Source organism: Acetobacteroides hydrogenigenes (assembly GCF_004340205.1).
Classification (GTDB): domain Bacteria; phylum Bacteroidota; class Bacteroidia; order Bacteroidales; family ZOR0009; genus Acetobacteroides; species Acetobacteroides hydrogenigenes.
On record NZ_SLWB01000001.1, the window covers coordinates 44808 to 67072 of the forward strand.

The 22265-nt window shown below is 49.6% G+C and carries 17 protein-coding genes; 13 read left to right on the forward strand and 4 right to left on the reverse strand.

Features of this window, described 5'->3' with window-relative positions; translation table 11 throughout:
* Positions 1–215 precede the first annotated feature (215 nt).
* The gene (locus CLV25_RS00160) at positions 216–1301 is read right to left on the reverse strand and encodes a 3-oxoacyl-ACP synthase III family protein (protein ID WP_131837605.1); all 1086 of its coding nucleotides are present in this window, start codon (positions 1299–1301) and stop codon (positions 216–218) included.
* A gap of 470 nt (positions 1302–1771) precedes the next feature.
* Between CLV25_RS00160 and CLV25_RS00165 the strand changes: the two genes are divergently transcribed.
* The 6 genes from CLV25_RS00165 to thrC all read left to right on the forward strand — a co-directional run bounded on the left by CLV25_RS00165 (position 1772) and on the right by thrC (position 10036).
* Entirely contained in the window at positions 1772–2236 is a 465-nt protein-coding gene (locus tag CLV25_RS00165; RefSeq protein WP_131837606.1) for a hypothetical protein, read from the forward strand.
* A 504-nt stretch (positions 2237–2740) separates the two neighbouring features.
* On the forward strand, positions 2741–3181 hold the full coding sequence (locus tag CLV25_RS00170) for an SMI1/KNR4 family protein (RefSeq protein ID WP_131837607.1): 441 nt from the start codon (positions 2741–2743) through the stop codon (positions 3179–3181).
* 288 nt (positions 3182–3469) lie between these two features.
* Complete coding sequence (locus tag CLV25_RS00175; protein ID WP_131837608.1) at positions 3470–3955, forward strand: hypothetical protein; 486 nt, start codon at positions 3470–3472, stop codon at positions 3953–3955.
* A gap of 753 nt (positions 3956–4708) precedes the next feature.
* The gene (gene thrA, locus CLV25_RS00180; protein ID WP_131837609.1) at positions 4709–7153 is read left to right on the forward strand and encodes a bifunctional aspartate kinase/homoserine dehydrogenase I; all 2445 of its coding nucleotides are present in this window, start codon (positions 4709–4711) and stop codon (positions 7151–7153) included.
* 311 nt (positions 7154–7464) lie between these two features.
* Positions 7465–8391: a homoserine kinase gene (locus CLV25_RS00185; protein WP_131837610.1), complete on the forward strand. Its 927-nt coding sequence runs from the start codon at positions 7465–7467 to the stop codon at positions 8389–8391.
* Between the two features lie 343 nt (positions 8392–8734).
* Entirely contained in the window at positions 8735–10036 is a 1302-nt protein-coding gene (thrC, locus tag CLV25_RS00190; RefSeq protein WP_131837611.1) for a threonine synthase, read from the forward strand.
* A 100-nt stretch (positions 10037–10136) separates the two neighbouring features.
* On the opposite strand, the gene CLV25_RS00195 is transcribed toward thrC, so the two are convergent.
* Positions 10137–12209, reverse strand: coding sequence for an HD family phosphohydrolase (locus CLV25_RS00195; RefSeq protein WP_207895565.1), 2073 nt, complete (start codon positions 12207–12209; stop codon positions 10137–10139).
* A gap of 130 nt (positions 12210–12339) precedes the next feature.
* Here CLV25_RS00195 and CLV25_RS00200 point away from each other — a divergent pair, with 130 nt between their 5' ends.
* From CLV25_RS00200 to CLV25_RS00210, 3 genes are all read left to right on the forward strand, one after another.
* Positions 12340–13125 carry a C40 family peptidase gene (locus CLV25_RS00200; protein ID WP_131837613.1) on the forward strand — a complete coding sequence of 262 codons (786 nt, stop codon included), beginning with the start codon at positions 12340–12342 and terminating at the stop codon, positions 13123–13125.
* A 2-nt stretch (positions 13126–13127) separates the two neighbouring features.
* The gene (locus CLV25_RS00205; protein WP_131837614.1) at positions 13128–13571 is read left to right on the forward strand and encodes an NUDIX domain-containing protein; all 444 of its coding nucleotides are present in this window, start codon (positions 13128–13130) and stop codon (positions 13569–13571) included.
* Between the two features lie 355 nt (positions 13572–13926).
* Entirely contained in the window at positions 13927–16386 is a 2460-nt protein-coding gene (locus CLV25_RS00210) for an AMP-binding protein (RefSeq protein WP_131837615.1), read from the forward strand.
* 76 nt (positions 16387–16462) lie between these two features.
* Here CLV25_RS00210 and CLV25_RS00215 read toward each other — a convergent pair whose 3' ends face one another.
* Complete coding sequence (locus CLV25_RS00215) at positions 16463–17698, reverse strand: BaiN/RdsA family NAD(P)/FAD-dependent oxidoreductase (RefSeq protein ID WP_131837616.1); 1236 nt, start codon at positions 17696–17698, stop codon at positions 16463–16465.
* A gap of 2 nt (positions 17699–17700) precedes the next feature.
* Here CLV25_RS00215 and CLV25_RS16085 point away from each other — a divergent pair, with 2 nt between their 5' ends.
* Complete coding sequence (locus CLV25_RS16085) at positions 17701–17823, forward strand: hypothetical protein (RefSeq protein ID WP_262709448.1); 123 nt, start codon at positions 17701–17703, stop codon at positions 17821–17823.
* A gap of 638 nt (positions 17824–18461) precedes the next feature.
* Here CLV25_RS16085 and CLV25_RS00220 read toward each other — a convergent pair.
* Positions 18462–19709 carry an aminotransferase class I/II-fold pyridoxal phosphate-dependent enzyme gene (locus CLV25_RS00220; protein ID WP_207895573.1) on the reverse strand — a complete coding sequence of 416 codons (1248 nt, stop codon included), beginning with the start codon at positions 19707–19709 and terminating at the stop codon, positions 18462–18464.
* A 185-nt stretch (positions 19710–19894) separates the two neighbouring features.
* On the opposite strand from CLV25_RS00220, the gene CLV25_RS00225 reads away from it, so the two are divergent.
* The 3 genes from CLV25_RS00225 to coaBC are packed head-to-tail and all read left to right on the forward strand — an operon-like array spanning position 19895 to position 22262.
* Entirely contained in the window at positions 19895–20698 is an 804-nt protein-coding gene (locus CLV25_RS00225; RefSeq protein ID WP_131837618.1) for an outer membrane protein assembly factor BamD, read from the forward strand.
* A 20-nt stretch (positions 20699–20718) separates the two neighbouring features.
* Positions 20719–21048 carry a DNA-directed RNA polymerase subunit omega gene (locus tag CLV25_RS00230; RefSeq protein ID WP_131837619.1) on the forward strand — a complete coding sequence of 110 codons (330 nt, stop codon included), beginning with the start codon at positions 20719–20721 and terminating at the stop codon, positions 21046–21048.
* An 8-nt stretch (positions 21049–21056) separates the two neighbouring features.
* Positions 21057–22262 (forward strand): bifunctional phosphopantothenoylcysteine decarboxylase/phosphopantothenate--cysteine ligase CoaBC, encoded by a 1206-nt coding sequence (coaBC, locus tag CLV25_RS00235; protein ID WP_131837620.1) that lies wholly within the window; start codon positions 21057–21059, stop codon positions 22260–22262.
* The last annotated feature ends 3 nt before the right edge of the window (positions 22263–22265 follow it).

A 22265-nucleotide genomic window follows, 5' to 3' on the forward strand; every position in this document is an offset into this window, starting at 1 on the left:
AACGGCTATAATTCGATACCAGATGCGGTTTAACGCTCGAAAATTGAAAGGACTAAGGGCGATTTTTCTTCAAATATGCCTATTCGAGATGTTTTTACATCTTTTTGCAATAAAGGGTTAAAGGGATGGCAGGGGGGGGGTACGAAGGTAGGGGCTAAAAAGGTAGAGGATGCACGGGGCATCCTCTACGTATAGGTTTGGCACAGCCTGCTTGGCTAGGCCATCTTATAGGCTATGGCGTTGATGTTCATTCCGGCACCAACCGAGGCAATCACGATGGTGTCGCCCTTTTTGATCTCGTGAGGGGCCAGCTGGCCTCGCAGGATAAGGTCGAGCAGCGTGGGGACGGTTGCCACCGACGAGTTGCCCAACCACGAGATGGTCATTGGCATCACCCCTTCGGGGACCTCCATGCCGTAGAGGCTGTAGAGGCGCTCCAGAATGGCATCGTCCATCTTGCCGTTGGCCTGATGGATGAGCACCTTGCTGATGTCGGAAAGGTGCAGGTTGGCCGTATCGAGGCACGCCTTGATGGCCGTTGGCACGTTCTCGAGGGCGTACATGTAGAGCCTGCGGCCGTTCATGCGAATGTAGAGGTTGCCCGTCTCGGCGTACTCGGCGGGGTTAAGCGAAGGGCCTGCCTGAAGCATCTTGGAGTAAAGGAAGGTATCGGAGCGGGTTTTGTGGGCCAGCATACCTACGGGCTCATCGCTTTCCTGGGCCTCGAGGATTACCGCTGCGGCGCCATCGGCAAAGATCATGCAGTCGCGGTCGTGCGGATCGGACACGCGCGAGAGGATATCGCCCCCGGCCACCAGAATTCGCTTGGCATCGCCCGAGCGCAGGAAGTAGTTGGCCTGAATCATGGCCTGCACCCATCCGGGGCACCCGAAGGGAACATCGTGGGCCACCGTAAAGGGGTTCTTGATGCCCAGCTTATGCTTAACGCGGGCCGCAAGACAGGGCACCATGTCTACGCGGTTGCTGCCGTGGAGCACATCGCCGTAGTTATGGGCCACGATCACGTAGTCGAGCGTTTCGCGGTCGATGCCCGCCGACTCGATGGCCTTCTCGGCCGCCAGGTGCACGATATCGGAGGTTACCTGATCGTCGGCGGCGTAGCGGCGCTCGGAAATGGTGGTAATCTCCAAAAACTTTTGGATGACCTCCTGGTTGTCCTTATCGAGCGGCTTGCCGTTGGTGTCAAAAAAGGTATTCGAAAGGAACTCCTCGTTTTTTACAACTCGTTCGGGGATGTAGCTCCCCGTTCCGGTAATTACGCTGTAGATCGTTCGGTTCATATGGTGATATAAATCTAGTTATATACGGATTGCCGTATCAAAAAAAAGAACCGTTCCCAACTAAAAAGAAGCCCGAAGGCCAGCATTCCAAAAAAGAGGCCCAAAGGCCGACGGGCGAAGGTAGCGATTTTTCTCTGACAAGCGGTTATGCGATGGCCGATTTGTAGGGAATTTTGCCGTTGGACGCCGATCGGGAGATGCTACTCTGCGGGCAATAGGCTGCAGTAACAGAGCCGACGAAGGCAGGGGCCTTGCCGAACGAGGTGAACGTTTGAACCCCATTTTGCCTTCCACCAACTTGGGGGTGGGCGTTTCAAACCCGTTTTGCACTCGCCAAACGAAGAAATCGTCCGAATTATTAGCAACATTTGATGTTTCACTCAAAAATTCGAACAAATCTTATGAATTATTACAAAATCTGCTATTTTAGCATTCGATAAGTTATTTTTAGTTACCTAAAACAACAGCCAATGAAAAATGACTATTCAAAAGTTATTCCACAGGAGGTGCTCGACTTGGTGAACACCAAGCTGCAGGAGTGCCACACGGCGCTAAAGCCCTACTGCGTGGAGTTTACCCCCGACCAGCGGGAGGAGCTGCCCAAATTGGGTATCAGGAACACCGGTAAGGTAAGCAGCATCGCCAACGAAATGAGCGTTGCACCGGAGTACACGCCACCCATGTTTAGCATGGACGAGGTTAACAAGGATTCTAAGGTGATCAGCGATTTGTCGCCGGTTGCCACCAAAATTTTGAACCTCGAAATGATGGTAAACGATACGCTGATGCTTGCCGGAAGCGAAGTTTTTATGGCCTACATGGACTACTACAGCTCCGTAAAGCACTTTGCATCGCGGAACGACCCTAAGGCTAAGGCCATATACGAAAGGCTTAAGCCTATGTTTACGCCAACCACGAAAGCGGTACAGAAGTAAAGGAGCCCCGAGAAGCCCGCCTCGCAGGCGTATCGGCCAAACGCATCGAAGTTCCGAGATCCAATGGTTCCCGGAACTTTTTGCTGGTATACCCCCGAACAACGGTCCTACACCCCTCCTCGAAGCAGGGTGCACCCTGCAAAAAGCAAGGTATACCCTGCAAAAAGCAGGGTGTAGGCTGCAATTTGCAGGGTCGACCTTCAAAAAAGCAGGGTACAGGCTGCAATTTGCAGGGTGTACCTTGCAAAAAGGAGGGTGAAGGCTGCAAAAAGCAGGGTCGACCTTCCAAAAAGGAGGGTGCAGGCTGCTTTTTCGGGAGTGTTTGTTCCGAATAAGCACAACCACACCGAAAAGCTGCTACTTTAGCAAGCCTATCGTATAGCAGTAACCTTTAAGCTATAGGTAAAGCGGAAATATACGTAGGTAGCTGCGTAGATATAGGTTTTGTAGCCAATTATAAAAAAGGACAGTATTATTCCCTTAATAATAAAAGGAGTCTGAATTATGCGATTTAGTAAAGAACAGAAATTTCTTAATCAAGTTGAAAGCCATGATGACAAAACAAATGAAAGGGAAATTTTAGATGAGGCGGCATTAATCAAGTTACAATCAGATTATCCTAATATCCCTGATGACTATTTAGATTATTTGGCTGAAATAGGTGGTGGTAACTTTAGGGAATGTCAATTTAATGTCCAACCTTATTTATTCGATTTTGAAGACATTGGACTAGAAAACGCTTATAAAATTCCAAACAACATTATGTTCTTTGGAGATAACTTTTGTGGAGATTTATCTGGATTTGATTTTAATAAAAACGATGGAAAGGTCGTTGAATTTTGGCATGCTTCAGCTGAATTATACTATACAAACAAATCATTCCACGAATATATTAGAGAACAAATGCTGATGGATGATAACGAAAATGATTTAAGACAAAAATAACTGGCTACAATAAATAGGGCTTTAAGCGGCACGTAGTGCCCCCCGCTGAGCGGAGCGTCCTCGCTCCGCTCGAGTAACCAAGGCTTCTAGCCTCTAGCCTATAAAGTACGGACGGAGGCCGTAAGTAACAAAAAAGCGTAGGCTCTGCCTACGCTTAGCTAGGGTTGAATTTGCATCGGCGTCGATACAATTTGCAGTATTATCAACCTTTTTGAACTTGTTTTCTTTACTCCCCGAATCGTTAAGACATTTTATTCTACTTTTAGAACCAAAATTATTAGGCAACCTATGGCTTTAGAACAGTTGAGAAAAAAAGAAAAGAAGGTGCTATTCGAAATACGACCTACGCGGTACGTGGTGAACTTCTTCCAAGTGCTACTTGTAGCACTGGTTGCAGTGTTTGCATCCTTTATTTCGGTTAATCCCATTTTATTCTCGCTTCTGATGGGGGTGGATCTTCTTCTTTTATTGCTGACTTTTTTGACCTCCTGTACATTGATATATGAAGACCGGATGGAAATGCAGGAGTCAATCCTAATGTACAGATATAGCGTTAAGGCATATCGCTTCGAGGAGATAGAATCCGTTGAGGCGAATGTTTGGGTAAGTATCCCAACAAGGACCTCTTCGTTGCCGCATACTGTACGAGATATCCTTATTAAGCATAAGGGTAAGGCAGATGTCGAATGTATAACGCTTACTTGTACCGCCAAGCAATTCTCGGAAGCCGTGCGTATAATGCAAGAACAGGTAGAAATACATAAGCAAAAGTAACGATTGCTCCGCTCGAGTAGCCAAGGCTTCTAGCCTATAAAGTACGGCTGGAGGCCGTAAGAAACAGAAGCGTAGGCAGAGCCTACGCTTAGCTAAGGGTTAGTATTCGAATCTATTTTAACAGGCTAAAGCCTGTTAAAATAGAGTTGACGAAGGCAGGAGCCTTCGCCGAACGAAGCAGAGCCTACTCTTAGCAGAGTACTCCCAAAGCAGTTCTCTCCTTCCCTCTTCCCCCCGCGCCCCCCACCTGCGCACAATCCATAAACGCCTCTCAAAATTCTAGGCTTATACATATCAAACATTTGTTCCTTATAACAAATAAACGTAGTGGTATATCGGCTGCTTTACGAAAACATCCTTACCCGAAAGGTGCTTAAATAGCCAAATCTGTAAGATTGCCAATCTGTAAATACCTGATCCTTTACTATTAAATAGAACGAAAAGAAGCATTGCACCGAGCTATCGGTAGATATTTTTTTTGATATTGCCCAAAGTCAAAATAAAGAGCAAGCGCTTGAAGCAGATTTTCTCACATATCGCCTCAACTCCTACCATGCCACTATCGGTGGCTGCGCTTGCTATTGCTGGTATTGGTACCGGGCTTTGCCCTACTATTACTATAACTATTACCACAGCTACAACTACAACCCTGTAAGGGGTTGCGTTGTTCCATATTAACCACAGACCATTTTATGGTAGCCTCTACAGGGAGATGTAGAAGCTGAATTCTTGTCCAATATCAATTTCCAACATATGAGAGTCCTAAAATTTGGAGGTAGCTCGGTAGCAACACCTCAAAGCGTAGAAGCGGTGCTAAGCATCGTCAAGCAGTCGGCCGAAAAGCGGCCCATCGCCTTTGTTGTTTCGGCCATGGGCGGCATAACCGACATGCTGCTGATGGCCGGCCGATTGGCAACCGTGCAGAGCGAGGAGTACAAGCAGATTATTGCCGAGATCGAGAATCGCTTTCTCGAATACGTGCGCCACATGCTGCCCATCACCACCCAAAGCGCCACGCTAAGCATGGTGAAGCAGCAGATAAACACCATCGAGGAGATCTGCAACGGGGTGTTTGTGCTGCAGGAGATGTCGCCGCGCACCTCCGATCGGCTGGTGTCGTTTGGCGAGCTGATCACCTCGCGCATCATCTCGGCAAAGATGGAGGCCGATGGCATTCCTCACGCGTGGATCGACAGCCGCGAGCTGATAAAGACCAACAGCAAGTTTGGCCACGCGGCGGTAAGCTTCTCGGCAACGAATAGGCTTATTCGGAAGTGCTTCGAGGCTTCGACCGAGCGAATCGCCATACTCCCCGGCTTTGTTGCCTCCGACGACTTTGGCAACACCACCACCCTAGGCCGTGGCGGATCGGACTACACCGCTGCCATACTTGCCGCAGCGCTAAGCGCCAGCCGCCTGGAGATCTGGACTGATGTTAGCGGCATGATGACCGCCGACCCCCGCCAGGTACGCAACGCCAAGCCCATAGAGAGCATCTCGTACCAAGAGGCGATGGAGCTGTCGCACTTTGGCGCCAAGGTGCTCTATCCGCCCACCGTGCAGCCGGTGATGCGCAAGAAGATTCCGCTATGGATAAAGAACACCTTTGCCCCTGCCGATCACGGCACGCTGATTACCGACTCTGCTCACGACGGAAGCGAAAAGATTAGCGGGCTATCGAGCATCAGCAGCATTGCCCTGCTTAGCCTCGAAGGGGCTGGCATGGTTGGCATACCTGGCTTCTCGAAGCGCCTCTTTGCCGCGCTAGCCGGCGAGGGTGTGAATGTTATTCTGATTACCCAGGGCTCTTCGGAGCACTCGATATGCGTTGCCATCAGCGAAAGCGACGAATACCGCGCCGTGAATGCCGTTAACCAGGCGTTCCATAGCGAGATTGCCGAAGGCGTGGTGTACCCCATAAAGAGCGAGCGCGACTTCTCAGTGGTTGCCCTGGTGGGTAACAGCATGGTTAACCAGCCCGGCATCAGCGGAAGGATGTTTGGCGCATTGGGGCGCAACGGCATTAACGTTAGGGCCATTGCCCAAGGATCATCCGAAAGAAATATATCCACCGTAATATCGACCTCCGATTTACGGAAAGCACTGAACGTGCTTCACGAAAGCTTCTTCGAAACCTCGTACAAGCAGATCAACCTGTTTGTGGTGGGCGTTGGGAATGTGGGAAGCCGCCTTATAGAGCAGCTAAGGCATCAGCAGGAGTACCTGCAGGAGCAGCTAAAGCTACAGGTTAGGGTGATTGGCGTTGCCAACAGCCGCCAGATGCACTTCGACGAAGATGGCATATGCCTCGACAGCTGGAAGGAGAAGCTAAGCGTAGGATCGGCAATGAACCTCGAAAAGTTTATCGAGGTGGCGGTTGGCATGAATAAGCGCAACTCCATCTTCGTAGATAATACGGGAAGCCACGTTATTGCCAAAACCTACAAGTCGTTCCTAAAACGAAGCATATCGGTGGTAACCTGCAACAAGATTGCCTGCTCGTCGGCCTACAGCGAATACTCGGAGCTGAAGAGCCTTGCTAGAAAGTTCAACGCCCAGTTCCTGTTCGAGACCAACGTTGGCGCCGGGCTACCCGTAATCAACACCCTCAACGACCTGCTCCGCAGCGGCGACAGGGTTAGCTCCATACAGGCGGTGCTGTCGGGAACCCTCAACTTCGTATTCAACAAGTACGATGGCACCCGCACCTTTGCCGAGGTGGTGCAGCAGGCGCAGGACGAGGGCTACACCGAGCCCGACCCACGCCTCGACCTCAGCGGAACGGATGTTATGCGTAAGATACTAATACTTGCTCGCGAATCGGGCCGTGTGCTGGAGATGGAGCAGATAAAGAACGCCGAATTCCTGCCCGAGTCGTGCATGGAGGGTGATATCGCCAGCTTCTACGGCGAGGTTGCCAAGCACGAAGCCCACTTTAAAGAGCTGCTCGAAAAGGCACAAGTCGAGGGCAAGCGCCTGAAGTATATCGCAACGCTTAAGGGTGATAAGGCATCGGTAGGCCTGCAGGCCGTTAGCCCAACAAGCGACTTCTACAACCTCGATGGTAAGGATAACGCCGTGCTCTTCTTCACCGACCGCTACAAGGAGCAGCCGCTGGTGGTAAAAGGAGCAGGGGCAGGTGCTGAGGTAACAGCCTCTGGAATCTTCTCCGACATTATTAGGGCGGCAAGGGTTTAGCTGGTAACGAATTAATGTCAATTAGTTAACGTCAGTTCAACGTAAGAAGATAATGTTAAAAAGCAAAGGTTGCTAAGCGGGTATTCCCCTCCTTTTTAAGGAGGGGTGCCCGAAGGGCGGGGTGGTTTTAGTCGATACAGCAAGAAATTATCTGATTTTTCAACTACAACCACCCCCGGCTGCGCCGACCCCTCCTTGAAAAGGAGGGGAGTCGTACTGATTCTATCTTATGCTAACCTGTTTGGGTTACATTTCAATTATTCAATACTTAGATCGAACTCACGTTAAATACAAACTTTACAAACAAAGAAATGGTAAAACAGGTAAAAGTCCACGCGCCAGCAACGGTAGCCAACATGGTGTGCGGATTCGACATACTGGGCTTTGCCCTAGAGGCACCCTACGACGAGATGGTGCTCCGCCTCATCGACGAGCCCATCATCCGCATCATCAACAAGGACGACTACAACCTACCCACCAACCCGCCCGACAACGTGGCGGGAGCAGCCCTCCTTGCGCTGATGGATGAGCTGGATGGGAAAGTAGGCTTCGAGGTGGAGATTAAGAAGAAAATCAAGCCGGGCAGCGGCATTGGCTCCAGCGCGGCTAGCGCAGCCGGAGCGGTGGTGGGCGCAAACTATTTGCTTGGGAATAGATTCTCCTCCGACGACCTGGTGCGCTTTGCCATGTGCGGCGAGAAGGTGGCCAGCGGCGTGAAGCATGCCGACAACATCACCCCCTGCATACTTGGCGGGGTTACGCTTATCCGCTCCATCTTTCCACTCGACGTAGTGCAGCTGTCGTCGCCAGCGCTACACGTCACCGTGGTGCATCCGCAGATAGAGGTAAAGACCGAGAACGCCCGCAAAATCCTCAAGCACCAGGTGGAACTGAAGGATGCCATAAAGCAATGGGGCAACGTAGCCGGGCTAGTGGCTGGCCTACTCAAAAAGGACTACGACCTGCTGGGGCGCTCGCTGGAGGATGTCATCATCGAGCCCATCCGCAGCATCCTAATCCCCGGCTTCGACGAGGTGAAGACGCGGTGCAAGGAGGTGGGGGCGCTAGGCGGCGGCATATCGGGCTCGGGTCCATCTATCTTTATGCTGAGCAAGGACGAGGCTACCGCCCTCAAGGTGGAGACGGTGATGGCAGAGGTGTTCACCCGTCTGGGCATCGACTACCACACCTACGTTACCGCCATTAACAACAGTGGGGTAAAGGTTTTTGAGGAGTAAGGTAACGAAGTTCGGACTAAGCGTAGGCAGTGGCCACACAGAATAAGGCCAGAGAGAATAGCCTTCCGAATTCAAACGTATAAGGTCCAATAGACGCAGTTTATCCCCTCCTTGGGAGGGGTAGGGGTGGGTCAAGAAGGCAAAGTGGAGCGGGAGTCTTTGATTTAAACGAACAAACCCACCCCCTGCCCCCTCCAAGGAGGGGATAAGCAGCCTTGATTATGCATTAGGCTTTGAGAAAAACCTTAGCTTGACGGCTACAGGATGCTATGCTTAGCCCGGAGCCATAACCGTGGAACCGTTAAGGCGTAATTCCATCATCATCAAAAAAAAAGAAAAACCAATGAAATACTATAGCACCAACAGGCAGTCTGCGCTGGTAGACTTTAGGGAGGCAACCATCGAAGGGCTGGCGCCCGACAAGGGGCTGTACTTCCCGGAGGCCATTCCGCAGATCGACCCTCACATGATCGAGAACATCAGGTCCTACTCGAACGTCGATATCGCCTTCAACGTGATGAAGCCCTACGTGGAGGGGGCGCTCCCCGATGGCGAGCTGCTGCGGATTGTAGCCGAATCGATCAGCTACGAATTCCCGCTTGTAGCCATCAACGACAGGATAGCATCGCTCGAACTCTTCCACGGGCCAACCTTTGCCTTTAAGGATCTCGGGGCCCGCTTCATGAGCCGCTGCCTGGGCTACTTTGCGCAGGATGCCAGCCAAAAGATGACGGTGCTGGTGGCCACCTCGGGCGACACCGGCGGCGCAGTGGCCAGCGGCTTCTACGACGTTCCGGGCGTGGAGGTGGTTATCCTCTACCCTTCGGGCAAGGTGAGCAACGTGCAGGAGAAGCAGCTAACCACGCTGGGCAAAAACGTGTACGCGCTGGAGGTGCAGGGCAACTTCGACGACTGCCAGCGGCTGGTAAAGGAGGCCTTTGCCGATACCGCGCTTCGTAGCCAGCGGTTCCTCACCTCGGCCAACTCCATCAACGTGGCGCGCTGGCTGCCCCAGCAGCTGTTCTACTTCTTCGCCTACAAGCAGTGGAAGAATAAGGGAGAAGCCCCCGTGGTAGCGGTGCCCAGCGGCAACTTCGGGAATATCTGTTCGGGGATGCTGGCCAACCTCTCGGGCCTCCCCATCAAGAAGTTTGTGGTGGCCTGCAACGCCAACGATGCGGTGCCCGCGTACCTGCTTAGCGGCAGGTATAGCCCCAAGGATACCATCAGCACCATCTCCAACGCCATGGACGTGGGCAACCCCAGCAACTTTGTGCGCTTGCTCGAACTGTACAGGAGTAGCTATGAGCAAATCAAGCAGAGCATGGTAGGCTACAGCATCAGCGACGAGGTTACCCGCGACACCATCCGCAGCGTGGCCGACCGCTACGGCTACTGGCTCGACCCCCACGGGGCCGTTGCCTATAAGGCGCTGGAGCAATACCTCAGCGAGCACCCTGCCGACAGCGGCTTCATCCTCGAAACCGCCCACCCCGTTAAGTTCGACAGCGGAGTGGAGGTTGAGCAAGCGCTACCCGCCGTCCTAACCGAAAAGGTGGCCCTGCTGCTAAAGAGCGAGAAGCACTCTACCGTTATCAGGCCTGCTTACGATGAGCTAAAGGCGTTCCTGCTCGAAAGCCGATAGCAAGTACTGTAATCCATTCAGGCAAAATGGGCTGTCAACAACCGCTGACAGCCCATTTTATGTGAATAGCAAAAGTTTTGATCTTCATACTCAGGGAGTGCTACTTCGGGTACTCCACCCTTGAGTGGTATATGTTCAGCAGCTTGCGCTTAAAAATTTCCTTCGTCAGGGTAACCTCGCTAAGGCTGATATCTGCCCTATCGAGTTGGCCATCGTCCATCTTCATCTTCACAATATCGTCCACCAGCTGGCTGATGGTTTCTGGAGTGTACTCCTTCAAGCTTCGAGAGGCCGCCTCTACTCCATCAGCAAGCATCAGAATGGTTTCCTCCTTCGATAGCGGCTTTGGCCCTGTGTAGGTAAACCGCCCGTCGATATTCTGCTCGTTCGAGCTCTCGATGTACTTTTTGTAGAAGTACTTCACCTTGGTAGTACCATGGTGAGTACGAATAAAGCGGATGATACTGCTGTGAAGCCTGTACTTACGCGCAATTTGAACCCCATCGGTTACGTGCCGAATGATGATGGCTGCACTTTCGTCGGGGTCGAGGTTTCGGTGCGGATTAAAATTCGACGACTGGTTTTCGGTAAAGTAGCTAGGATTATTCATTTTACCAACATCGTGATAAAGGGCTCCTGCCCTTATTAGCAGAGGATTGCCCCCCACCTCGCGCGCAACGGCCTCGCCTAGGTTAGCAACCTGCAAGGAGTGCTGGAATGTTCCGGGAGCCAGCTCCGATAGCTCACGTAGCAAAGGCTGATTGGTATCGGTAAGCTCGTGAAGCGTAGCATCCGAAAGAAACCCGAAAAGACGCTCTATTGGGTAGGCAAACTGGTAGGCAATTAGCACACAAAGAGCATTTACGAATAGCCACAGCACATTCCATGCGGCTTGCGAATCGAACACTGCATCCTTTAGCAGGCTTAATGCCAGATAAGAAGTTAAGTAAGTAATAAAAACGACCAACACCGCTACAAAAATCCGCCCCCCCGAACGGTATATGTGCTTCATCGTAAATATGGCCACCACACCAGGGAAGTAGTTCATCATAACAAACTCGAAGCTGTTGGGGGCAACCATTGCACAAATCAGTACAATTATGTTATAGGTGAAGAACGCAACTCGCGAATCGTAAAACGTTCGGATAAACATTGCCGATATGGCAATTGGCACAATAAAAATGCTCACGCTCTCGATCTTAACCACCCATGCCACCAACGCCACCATGCCTACAATGGATAGGAGAAGAAAGATCGTTGTTCGATACCCCTCCAGCACCTCGTGCCGGTACCCAAACAGAAATAGGTAGAGCAACGCCAGCGCACCACCAACCAGCAGCAGCTGTCCTGCTACCAGATAGTAGATATTCTTCGTGTAGGAAAATCGGCTGGCATTTTCGCGCTTTAGGGACTCCAGCATCTTAAAGGTAGCCTCGTTCACCAGCTCTCCCTTCGACACAATTTTCTGTCCGGCACTAATCATCCCATTAGAAATCGAAACATCGTTAAGCTTATCGCTCAAGAATTGCGCCGTAGCCTTTTTATCGTAATCGAGATTAGGCTTAATGTAACCATTCAGCTCTATTGCCTGAATAAATGCCTTAGCCCTCTTCAGGTTCGAATCGAAATACATCGGAGTGATCTGCGATAGGATGTAGGCTGTAGCCGAATTCACGGTAAAAATGTCCGAAACTGAAAGCTGAGTTACATTCTCATCGATAATAACAAGAATGTTATCCTTCTTTTGGGATGCAACCTGCGCTAAATCGACTTCAGAGACCACGCCCTTATCGTACACCCCCTTTAAAAGATCTGCAATCGACCCCATCACTCGGCGATATTCGGTCAACGGCATAGACCAACCGCTAGGAAGTTTCTGCTCCATCAGGCTATTTAGAGATAAGGCTCCAGAGCGTGCCGAAAGCCTAAAAAGAGGCAACGATTTAGCTCGTAGCTGGCGTTTTTCGGCAGAAAGCTCCGCCTCCGTTTTGTATAGAGGGATATCGAATGGCGCATATAGATCGGCATGAAGCCACATTGCACCCATCCGGTATTCCTGCTTAAACGTAGGCGTTTTCGGCAGAATCCACACAATGGCAACAGCGGCTAACAAGAACAAAAGCACAAGAATAGGCCTCTTCGTCTTATAAATTTTCAGGTTGGAAAACTTCATCATCTGGTATATTCGCGCGAGATTATTGAGGCGTTAAAGTTTGTAAAAAATAAAAATTAATCCAACGTGCTATCGTTTAATTGTTTTTCCTAAATTTATAATCAGTTAACAATCAAAAAAAGCTCGGCCCATGAAATATGCAGTTTCTTCTATATCAGTGATTCCGATGCGCAGAGAACCTTCGGAACGCAGTGAAATGGTCTCTCAGCTCCTGTTAGGAGAGTGCCTAACTATCATCGAAGAGAAGGATAGCTGGCTATTCGTAGAGAATGCTTTTGACGGATATTGCGGTTGGGTTGATGCCAAAACTATCACCCCTGTATCCGAATCGTACTTCAACGAATACATCGAGCATTCCGGCTACGAGGCATCACACGAAATTTGCCATGCCTACGATATGAACAGGGGCGACCATATCTTGATACCCATCGGAGCAAGCTTAAACTACTACAACAAAGAAACCAACGAGTTCGAGATTGCCGATAAAAGGTACAAGATAACCAGTTCCATAGATGTTACCAACCACAAAAGGAGCAACCAAATTGTAGATATGGCTACTGCGCTACTAAACACCCCCTACCTTTGGGGTGGTAGAACCGTATTTGGAATAGATTGCTCTGGGTTAACGCAGCTCCTGTACAAAATCATCGGCATTAAGCTCCCTCGCGATGCTAGCCAGCAGGTGAACGAAGGTATAACCATCAACTTTGTATCCGAAGCCCAACCTGGCGACTTAGCCTTCTTCGACAACGATGAGGGGGCGATTGTTCACGTAGGCGTACTTGACGGTAAAGGCAACATCATCCACTCTAGCGGTAAAGTTCGCAAGGACATCTTCGATCAGCAGGGTATTTTCAACAACCGTCTAGGCAAGTACACCCACAAGCTTCGAGTTATCAAAAGAATTATCGAGTAGCAATGCACTACACATACCCCTATCCTAGAATGCAGGTAACCGTTGATGCGGTTATTGTTAGAACGCTCGACGAAGGCGACGAGGTGCTCCTTATAGAGCGCAAGCATGCCCCATTCGAAGGCTGTTGGGCAATACCCGGTGGCTTTGTGGATATGGACGAAACCTTGGCCGACGCAGCCAAACGGGAGCTCTACGAAGAAACCGGCGTTGTTGTCGACAAGCTATACCAGGTTCACACGTTCGATGCCGTAAATCGCGATCCTCGCGATAGAACGATAAGCACCGTTTTTTTAGGATTTGCCAACGGGGACTCGCTACTTAAAGCAGGCGACGACGCAAGCTCGGCAGACTGGTTTAGCTTCGATGCCCTTCCGCCACTCGCATTCGACCACGAGCAAATTCTCGACTATGTAAAAAAGTACCTTGAGAAAAAGAAAATAGACTAAAAGGGCGGTAGTTCTCCTACCGCTCTTTTTTTAGCTCACATTTTCTCCAAAAAGTAAGCTGTTAAAACCCTAAACATCTCCTTTAATCAACAGCATACCATAGCAAAAGCATACGGTACATCTCAAAGCAAGCATCTTTCGGCAACACAGACACAGCATCCAATTATTGTTGCTAAATAAAAACTTATACTTTTGCAGGTTGTTTTTAAAAACGAAGAAGGCAGCCTAATGGCTGCTCAACGCTATGCCAAAAGCGTTAATGTTAGATTAGCACGGCTGGCTTTTAGAATTGGTAAAGAATCAGGCTTGCTTGGCGGATAAATGAGCAAGCACATTTCTCATAAAAAACAGGACTATGTTTTTACAAACTGGAGATATAACGGCTATAATTGAAAAAGGTAGACATATCTCCTACAATGAGGTACACCAAAGAGTCAACGCAATTGCCTCGTTATACCCCAAGAACAGCAATGGCAAGGCAGCCATTTATTCCGAAAATAGATCAGGATGGGTTTACTCTTTTTACTCGGCCTGGTATAACGAGTACACCGTCGTACCTATCGACTTTATGGCTACCCCACACGAGGTTGCCTACCTTCTGAACGACTGCACCCCCGAGGTAGTTTTCTGCTCTAAGCAAATGTTGGAGGCCCTTAACGAGGCTCTTAAGGAGGTGCACTACACCCCTAAGCTAATCATTATCGATGATGTCGAAAACCTGCCAGTGCCAAACGAAAAGGTAGCGCTAAGCATAAACCCAAGCATGGATAAGACCGCGCTGATCATATACACATCGGGTACAACGGGGAGTCCTAAAGGGGTAATGCTATCGTTCCAGAACCTAATGGTAAACATCTCGGCGGTAACCCACGAGATCGAAATCTTAGTACCATCAGATACCGCGCTGGTATTGCTTCCGCTCCATCATATATTCCCTCTTATGGGTTCGATGATTGCATCGTGCTACCTTGGTGCGCGGATGGCATTTTCGCCTTCAATGGCATCGGAAGATATTATCCGAACCATGCAGGACTACAAGGTTTCCACCATCATTGGAGTACCCCGCCTCTACTCGGCCATCCGAAGGGGCATTATGGATAAGATCAACAAAAGCCTTATTGCCCGCGGGCTTTATCGACTTGCGGCAAAGGTTAACTCGTACTCCTTCTCGCGCATTGTATTCGCCACTGTCCACAAAAAGTTTGGAGGATCGATACGCTATCTGGTATCGGGAGGCGCAGCGCTAGATCCTGTTGTTGCACGAGACTTTCAGGTTCTCGGATTTAAAATCCTAGAAGGATTCGGCATGACCGAGGCTGCCCCGATGATTACCTTTACCCGTCCTCATAAAATCGTCGTAGGATCGGCCGGAGCACCGGTTGATTGCTGCAAGGTAGACTTTGTGGATGGGGAGATAATCGTAAAAGGTCCCAACGTTATGCAGGGCTACTACAACCGTCCCGAAGAAACAGCCGAAGTGCTTAAAGATGGATGGCTGTACACCGGAGACCTCGGCTATCTGGACAAGAACAACTACATCCACATCACCGGCCGAAAGAAGGAAATCATCGTTCTGTCGAACGGAAAGAATATTAACCCTGCCATTCTAGAGGCCGAGATCGAGGAGATGTCGCCATTAGTTAAGGAAATTGGCATATTCCAGAAAGGCGACCAGCTTAGCGCCATTGTTGTTCCCAACACATCAGTCCTCAAGGAGCTGGCAACAACCAATGTCGAAGAAACAATCCGCTGGGAGGTTATCGACAGGTACAACAAGGAAACGGCATCCTACAAAAAAATCATATCCTTTACCGTATACAACGGAGAGCTTCCACGTACTAGGCTCGGGAAAATCCAGCGCTTTAAGCTCGCCGAACTGGCATCCGAGCGAAAGGATACCGAAGAAGAGATCCCAGAGGTAAAGATTAAGGAGTACCTATGGATAAAAGACTTCCTTGAGAAGGAGAAGATGGTTAAGGTACGCCCCACCGACCACCTTGAGATGGACTTAGGGCTAGACTCGCTCGACAAGGTTAGCCTTCAGATGTTCTTAGCTACCACGTTTGGCCTAAAGATGGAAACAAACGAGATTCTAGGTTTTGGCACCGTCATTAAGCTGAGCGAGCACATCCGGGAGAAGAAAAAGACCATGAAGATAACGCAAATCAACTGGTCCGAAATTCTCCGCGAAAAGACGAAGTTCAAAATGCCCAGCACCTGGATTACCGGAAGCATCTTCATAAAAACGCTAAAGCTCTTTTTCTCGGTATACTTCCGCCTAAGAAGTTCGGGACAGGAGAACATCCCCGAAGGGCCCTGCATCATTGCGCCGAACCACCAGAGCTACCTCGACGGTGTTTTTGTATCGGCATTCCTTAAGCACAGCCAAATTCGCAAGACGTTCTTCTACGCAAAGGCAAAGCACGTAAACAACAAGTTCCTGAAGTTTATTGCCAACAAGAACAACATCATTGTTGTGGATATCGACCAAGACCTTAAAGAGTCCATCCAAAAAATGGGCGAGGCGCTTAAGACCAACAACAACATCATGATCTTCCCAGAGGGAACCCGCACAAAAACAGGAGAGCTAGGCGATTTTAAGAAAACCTTCGCCATCCTGAGCTGCGAGCTAAACATCCCAATCGTACCCGTTTCCCTAAAAGGAGCCTTCGAGGCGCTACCTCGTGGCAGCCGTTTCCCAAAACCGTTTACGAAGGTAGAGGTAGACTTTCTACCTCCGATATACCCCGAGGGGCACACCTACGACACCCTTGCCCAACAGGTTCAAACCCAGATTGAGCTATTCCAACGATAGCCACAAGGCACAATAACGGCAAGAGCGACAACCCATGAAAGTTGTCGCTCTTGCCGTTACTACAATAAGCTTCTGCCTAAACCTGCCCTACTGCTGCCGATATCGCCTTGGCGGCCAAATACCCGGTAGAGAAGGCCGCCTGAATGTTGTAGCCGCCCGTATCGCCATCGATATCGAGAACCTCGCCTGCAAAGAACAGCCCCTTGCACACCTTCGACTCCATGCTCTTTGGCGAAACCTCTTTTAGGCTAATGCCGCCGGCTGTTGCCATGGCTACCTTGAATCCGCCCAAATGATCTACCACAAACGGATATTCGCAAAACAGATTAACCAGCAGCGATCGCTCCTTTGCCGCTATGTTGGACAGGCAGCACGATGGCTCTATTTTCAGCTCGTCGAGCACGTACTTTACCAGGCTTTTTGGGATGCTATAATCACGAAGAAAGGTTTGTACGGTGGTGCTCCCGCGCTTCGAAACGACATCCAGAAAGCTGGCCCGAAAAGCATCGGCGCTAACGCCTGCATAGCCTACCTTCAGCAAGTCGCCCGCCACCATAGAGCGAGAGAAGTCTATAATGCCGGGACCGCTAATCCCCTTATGCGTAAACCCAATATCGCCCCGATGCTCGCCAACCTTTTTGCCATCGCGATACAGGTAAATGGGCACGTTATCGAGAGAAACACCCGCAAGCTCTTCCATTGCGTAGCTCGCCACAAACACGGGGGTTAGCGCAGGCTTAGGCTCTACAACAGTGTGCCCCAGCTGCTGTGCTAGCCTATAGCCATCGCCAGTAGAGCCGGTGGTCGGATACGAGCATCCGCCAGTAGACACCACCAAATACTCGCACGTGTAAGTATCCGTAGGGGTAGTAACAACAAAGCGATCGCCGTTTTTAGCCACGCCAACAACCGTACTGTTGCTGGCAACATCCACCTTTCGTGCTGCGCACTCGTTGAGCAGCACGTTAAGCACATCGCGCGACTTTTCGGTAGATGGAAAAACCTTTCCATTCTTATCGGTAATGGTTGGCAATCCTCTTTGCGAAAAGAAGGAAACGACATCCGAGTTCGAAAATTCGTACAGAGCCTTCTTCAGGAAGCGCCCATTTCCACCGTACTTGGCGATAAAATCGCCGACATCGCCCTCGTGCGTAATGTTACACCGACCGGTGCCCGCAATTAGCAGCTTCTTGCCCAAGCTTTCCTTCTTTTCGAGAATAAGGGTAGAGCCCACAGGCAGGTTAGCGGCAGCAAATAGCCCCGCAGGACCGCCCCCAACTACAATCGTACAGTATGATTTATGCTTTGCCATAGTTGGATGCAAAGTTAATCCGAATAGCCGAATCGGCACCACGCTGCTCCGCGAACCTGCATCAGCGCCTCGATGCACCTCTCGGCTCGAAAAAGGACATCAGCCCTGCCGCCGATAGAATGTAGCAGCACGAAGCAAGTCGCCACGCCCTCCCCCACCTTTTTCGGCCCGAGGTTAGCCCCAGCGGGCTTACGGCATGGCTAATTGGCAATGCCGTTGGGCGTATCCGAATCCCCGCCAAGGCTTTTCCTTCCTGCAATTCCGGTAAACGAGCCTTCCAATCTAAATATCGGGCCGAAGCTTTTGGTAGATGCACGGCCGAATGCAAAACCTCCATGCTCGGAAAAGGCATTCCTACCTAAAAGCCATTTCCGAGCATGCTCAGAAATCACAATCAAGCGTCAAAATCATTTCCGAGCATAATCAGAAACTACCTTCGGACATAAATCGTATTTCCGAGGTTGCTCAGAAGCAAAATCAACCCTTTAAAACAATTTCCGAGTTAGATCGGAAACAACTTTCTTACAAGAAGCTGATTTCCGAGCATGCTCGGAAATCATTTTAAACCCTCAGCACCATTTCCGAGCACGCCAAATACACCCCCCAGCATCCGCCAACCCACTTCTAAGCCAGCAGCCGATGCCGCGGGCGTGGGTCTACGGCAAATGCTGAGATCCATCAGCCCCACAGCCGCACCGGAACTTCAAACAAACAAAAAGGGCCGCCAATCCGGCAGCCCTCTACTGTATTCTTATGAAGATTTTTACATTGGCTGAACAACGGCCTCGCCAACGTACTTGCCGGCAGCAAGCTTTTCGCGGCAGGCGGCAAAAGCCTTAATGGTACGCTCAACATCCTCGTGCGTATGAACGGCAGTTGGAATAAGGCGTAGGAGGATTTGCCCCTTAGGAATAACCGGATACACCACGATTGAGCAGAAAATACCGTAGTTCTCGCGAAGGTCGAGCACCAGGTTGGTTGCCTCGGGCACCTCGCCGTGCATGTAAACAGGCGTTACCGGCGACTGGGTAACCCCGATGTCGAAACCTTCCTTCTTAAGGCCCGATTGAAGGTCTTCCACGATCTCCCAAAGCTTAGCCTTAAGCTCGGGACGCGTTTGAAGAAGATCAAGACGCTTTAGCGCACCGAATACCATAGGCATTGGGAGCGACTTGGCGAATATTTGCGAGCGAAGGTTGTAGCGAAGGAAGTTGATGATATCGGCATCGCCGGCAACAAAACCGCCGATTCCGGCCATCGATTTGGCAAACGTTGAGAAGTAAAGGTCTATTTGATCCTGAACCCCGTAGTGCTCGCCAATACCAGCACCCATCTTACCCATGGTTCCAAATCCGTGAGCATCGTCAACGAGCAGGCGGAAGCTAAAGCGATTTCTTTTCTCAACGATTCCGGGAAGGTAGCCAAGGTCGCCAGCCATACCAAATACGCCCTCGGTGATTACCAGGATACCACCCTTTGTCTTTTCGGCATAGCTGGTAGCGTGCTGCAGCTGCTTTTCTAGGCTATCCATATCGTTATGGGCGTACACAAAGCGCTTTGCAGGCGACAGGCGAAGGCCGTCGATAATACAAGCGTGCGCCTCCGAATCGTACACAACAACATCGTTACGGCCAGCAAGGCAGTCGATGATGGATACCATTCCTTGGTAGCCGAAGTTGAGAAGATAAGCGTCTTCCTTATTTTCGAACTGAGCCAAACGCTGCTCGAGCTCTTCGTGCTTCGTAGTTTGACCCGACATCATACGAGCGCCCATAGGATAAGCCATCCCGTAAGCAGCAGCGGCATCGGCATCGGCCTTGCGCACTTCTGGATGGTTGGCCAATCCAATGTAGTTATTCAAGCTCCAGTTAAGCACAGGCTTTCCACGAAAGATCATATGAGGTCCAATCTCCCCTTCCAACTTTGGAAAAGCGTAGTAGCCGTGTCCTTCCTTCTCGTACTTTCCGATAGGACCACGGTTTTTTCTTATCCTCTCAAATATGTCCACGATTAAATATTTTAAGTTCTACAATAACTTAGTGCTAAGTTGCGTTATTTTAAGTACGCAAAACTATGCATTTTTTTGTTGCAACGTTCGTACATTGCCCATAAGTTGAGCGCCGAACAATTGTTAAGACAAAAAAATTTCACAGTTCATCGAAAAAAACTAATTTTGCCAATTATTTTACCATAACCATGAAAAGAAAGTACGAAGTCATCCTTATAGTATCGGTAATTGCTCTGTTCTTAAGCAGCTGCAGTGGGTTCGACAAAATACTCAAAAGCAACGACTACGAATTAAAGTACAAGAAGGCTATCGAGTATATGAATAAAAAGGACTTCTACCGTGCTTCTCAGCTCTTTGATCAGATCACAACGGTTTACCAAGGAACCAACAGAGATGACTCCGTTAACTACTTCATGGCCAAGTGCGAGTTTGGAATGGAAAACTACGAAGGAGCGGCCACCCTTTTCGACTCGTTTAGGAACAAGTTCCCACGAAGCGTTTTCACCGAAGAGGCCGAATTCCTGTTCGCGTACAGCTACTACAAGCAGTCGCCACGCGTAGAGCTCGATCAAACATCGACCAGCAACGCCATCATTCAAATGCAGGAGTTCTGCTACAAGTACCCACAAAGCGCCAAGGTTGTCGAGGCTAAAAAGATAATCAAGGAAATGAGGGAAAAGCTGATGGAGAAATCGTACATTAGCTCTAAGCTGTACTTCGACATGGGAGGCGAGTACTATAAATCGGCGATTGTTGCCATAAAACGAGCCATCAACGAGTTTCCAGACTCAAAGCATCACGAAGAGCAGCTGTACATGATTGTAAAAGCTTCCTACGAATACGCAAACAACAGTATTCCGGAAAAAAAGAAGGAGCGCTTCCAGGAAGTGGTAGACCACTACTACACCTTGATTGCTGAATACCCTGAAACCAAGTACAAGAAGGAAGTTGACGAAATGCTCAGCGTAGCAACCAAAATTATTAAGAACTAAACTTAAGTTGTAAATTCCATATGGACTACAAGAAAGCAGGCGCAGCCAGCACAACAATTACCCGCGATTCGCAAAAGATAGATGCCCCAAGCGGAAACCTATACGAATCGGTAGTTATCATTGCAAAACGCTCTAACCAAATATCGGTAGAGATGAAGCAGGAGCTAAGCCGTAAGCTCGAAGAGTTTGCCACCGTTTCGGATAATCTCGAAGAAGTATTCGAAAATCGTGAGCAGATCGAAATTTCGAGGTACTACGAAAAGCTTCCAAAGCCAGTACTAATTGCAACTCAAGAGTTTCTTGATGGCAAAGTATACTTTCGCCACAGCGGAGAAGAAGCAAAACAATAAGCACTACAATGCCTTCAGTACTTAAGGATAAGCACATAATAGTCGGAATAACCGGCAGTATAGCAGCCTACAAAGCTGCTATACTTATTAGGTTACTAGTTAAAGCAGGTGCCGAGGTAAAGGTAATAATGACCCCTATGGCCAAGCAGTTCATTACCCCACTAACCCTTGCAACGCTTGCCAAAAACCCAATTTTGGTAGACTTCTACAATCCCGAAAATGGGGATTGGAACAGCCATGTCGATCTTGGGATGTGGGCCGATCTATACCTCATAGCCCCAGCATCGGCAAATACCATTGGCAAAATGGCCAACGGCATTGCCGACAACCTTCTTCTTACCACCTACCTTTCGGCCAAATGTCCAGTTTGCGTTGCACCAGCAATGGACCTCGACATGTACGCCCATCCGGCCAACCTCAAGAATCTTGAAACGCTGAAATCGTACGGCAACAAGATCATTGAGCCAGCAGCAGGCGAACTTGCCAGCGGATTGGTAGGAAAAGGCAGAATGGAAGAGCCAGAAGCTATTGTTAAGTATCTCGAAGATTTTTTTTTTCAACCCCAAGAGCTTAGCGGAAAGCATTTCCTAGTTACGGCTGGGCCTACCTACGAAGCCATCGATCCGGTAAGATTCATTGGCAACTGGTCGTCGGGGAAGATGGGGTATGCATTAGCTGAAGAGTTGGCCGCTCGAGGCGCTAACGTTACACTTGTTAGCGGTCCAACCAACCTTTCCACCATCCATCCCAACATCAACCGAGTTAACGTAATTAGCGCCGAGCAGATGCACCAAAAGTGTATAGAGGCGTTTCCGCACACCAACGGTGCGATAATGTGCGCTGCCGTAGCCGACTACCGTCCCGAAAGCTACTCCGATGTAAAAATTAAGCGTAAAAGCGACGATTTAACCATCAACCTTACCCCCAATAAGGATATTGCCGCCGAACTTGGCAAAATGAAAACAGGCAATCAAGTACTCGTAGGTTTTGCCCTCGAAACCAACGAAGAAGAGCAAAACTCCTTCAAGAAGCTAAAGAGCAAAAACCTTGATTTCATCGTTTTAAACTCTTTGCGCGATAAAGGAGCAGGATTTCATCACGACACAAACAAAATTTCGATTATATTCAAGGACGGGGAAATTGAGCATTTTGATCTAAAATCGAAGGTGGAGGTTGCTCAAGACATCGTGAATCAGGTTGTTCGTTTTCTTTAACTT

Coding starts and splice junctions, on each gene's coding strand:
- CLV25_RS00195 (WP_207895565.1), bottom strand. CDS start 12,209: ATGAAGTTTTCCAACCTGAAAATTTATAAGACGAAGAGGCCTATTCTT.
- CLV25_RS00210 (WP_131837615.1), top strand. CDS start 13,927: ATGTTTTTACAAACTGGAGATATAACGGCTATAATTGAAAAAGGTAGA.
- thrA (WP_131837609.1), top strand. CDS start 4,709: ATGAGAGTCCTAAAATTTGGAGGTAGCTCGGTAGCAACACCTCAAAGC.
- CLV25_RS00185 (WP_131837610.1), top strand. CDS start 7,465: ATGGTAAAACAGGTAAAAGTCCACGCGCCAGCAACGGTAGCCAACATG.
- CLV25_RS00165 (WP_131837606.1), top strand. CDS start 1,772: ATGAAAAATGACTATTCAAAAGTTATTCCACAGGAGGTGCTCGACTTG.
- CLV25_RS00170 (WP_131837607.1), top strand. CDS start 2,741: ATGCGATTTAGTAAAGAACAGAAATTTCTTAATCAAGTTGAAAGCCAT.
- CLV25_RS00225 (WP_131837618.1), top strand. CDS start 19,895: ATGAAAAGAAAGTACGAAGTCATCCTTATAGTATCGGTAATTGCTCTG.
- CLV25_RS00205 (WP_131837614.1), top strand. CDS start 13,128: ATGCACTACACATACCCCTATCCTAGAATGCAGGTAACCGTTGATGCG.
- CLV25_RS00230 (WP_131837619.1), top strand. CDS start 20,719: ATGGACTACAAGAAAGCAGGCGCAGCCAGCACAACAATTACCCGCGAT.
- CLV25_RS00215 (WP_131837616.1), bottom strand. CDS start 17,698: ATGGCAAAGCATAAATCATACTGTACGATTGTAGTTGGGGGCGGTCCT.
- CLV25_RS00175 (WP_131837608.1), top strand. CDS start 3,470: ATGGCTTTAGAACAGTTGAGAAAAAAAGAAAAGAAGGTGCTATTCGAA.
- coaBC (WP_131837620.1), top strand. CDS start 21,057: ATGCCTTCAGTACTTAAGGATAAGCACATAATAGTCGGAATAACCGGC.
- CLV25_RS00200 (WP_131837613.1), top strand. CDS start 12,340: ATGAAATATGCAGTTTCTTCTATATCAGTGATTCCGATGCGCAGAGAA.
- CLV25_RS00160 (WP_131837605.1), bottom strand. CDS start 1,301: ATGAACCGAACGATCTACAGCGTAATTACCGGAACGGGGAGCTACATC.
- thrC (WP_131837611.1), top strand. CDS start 8,735: ATGAAATACTATAGCACCAACAGGCAGTCTGCGCTGGTAGACTTTAGG.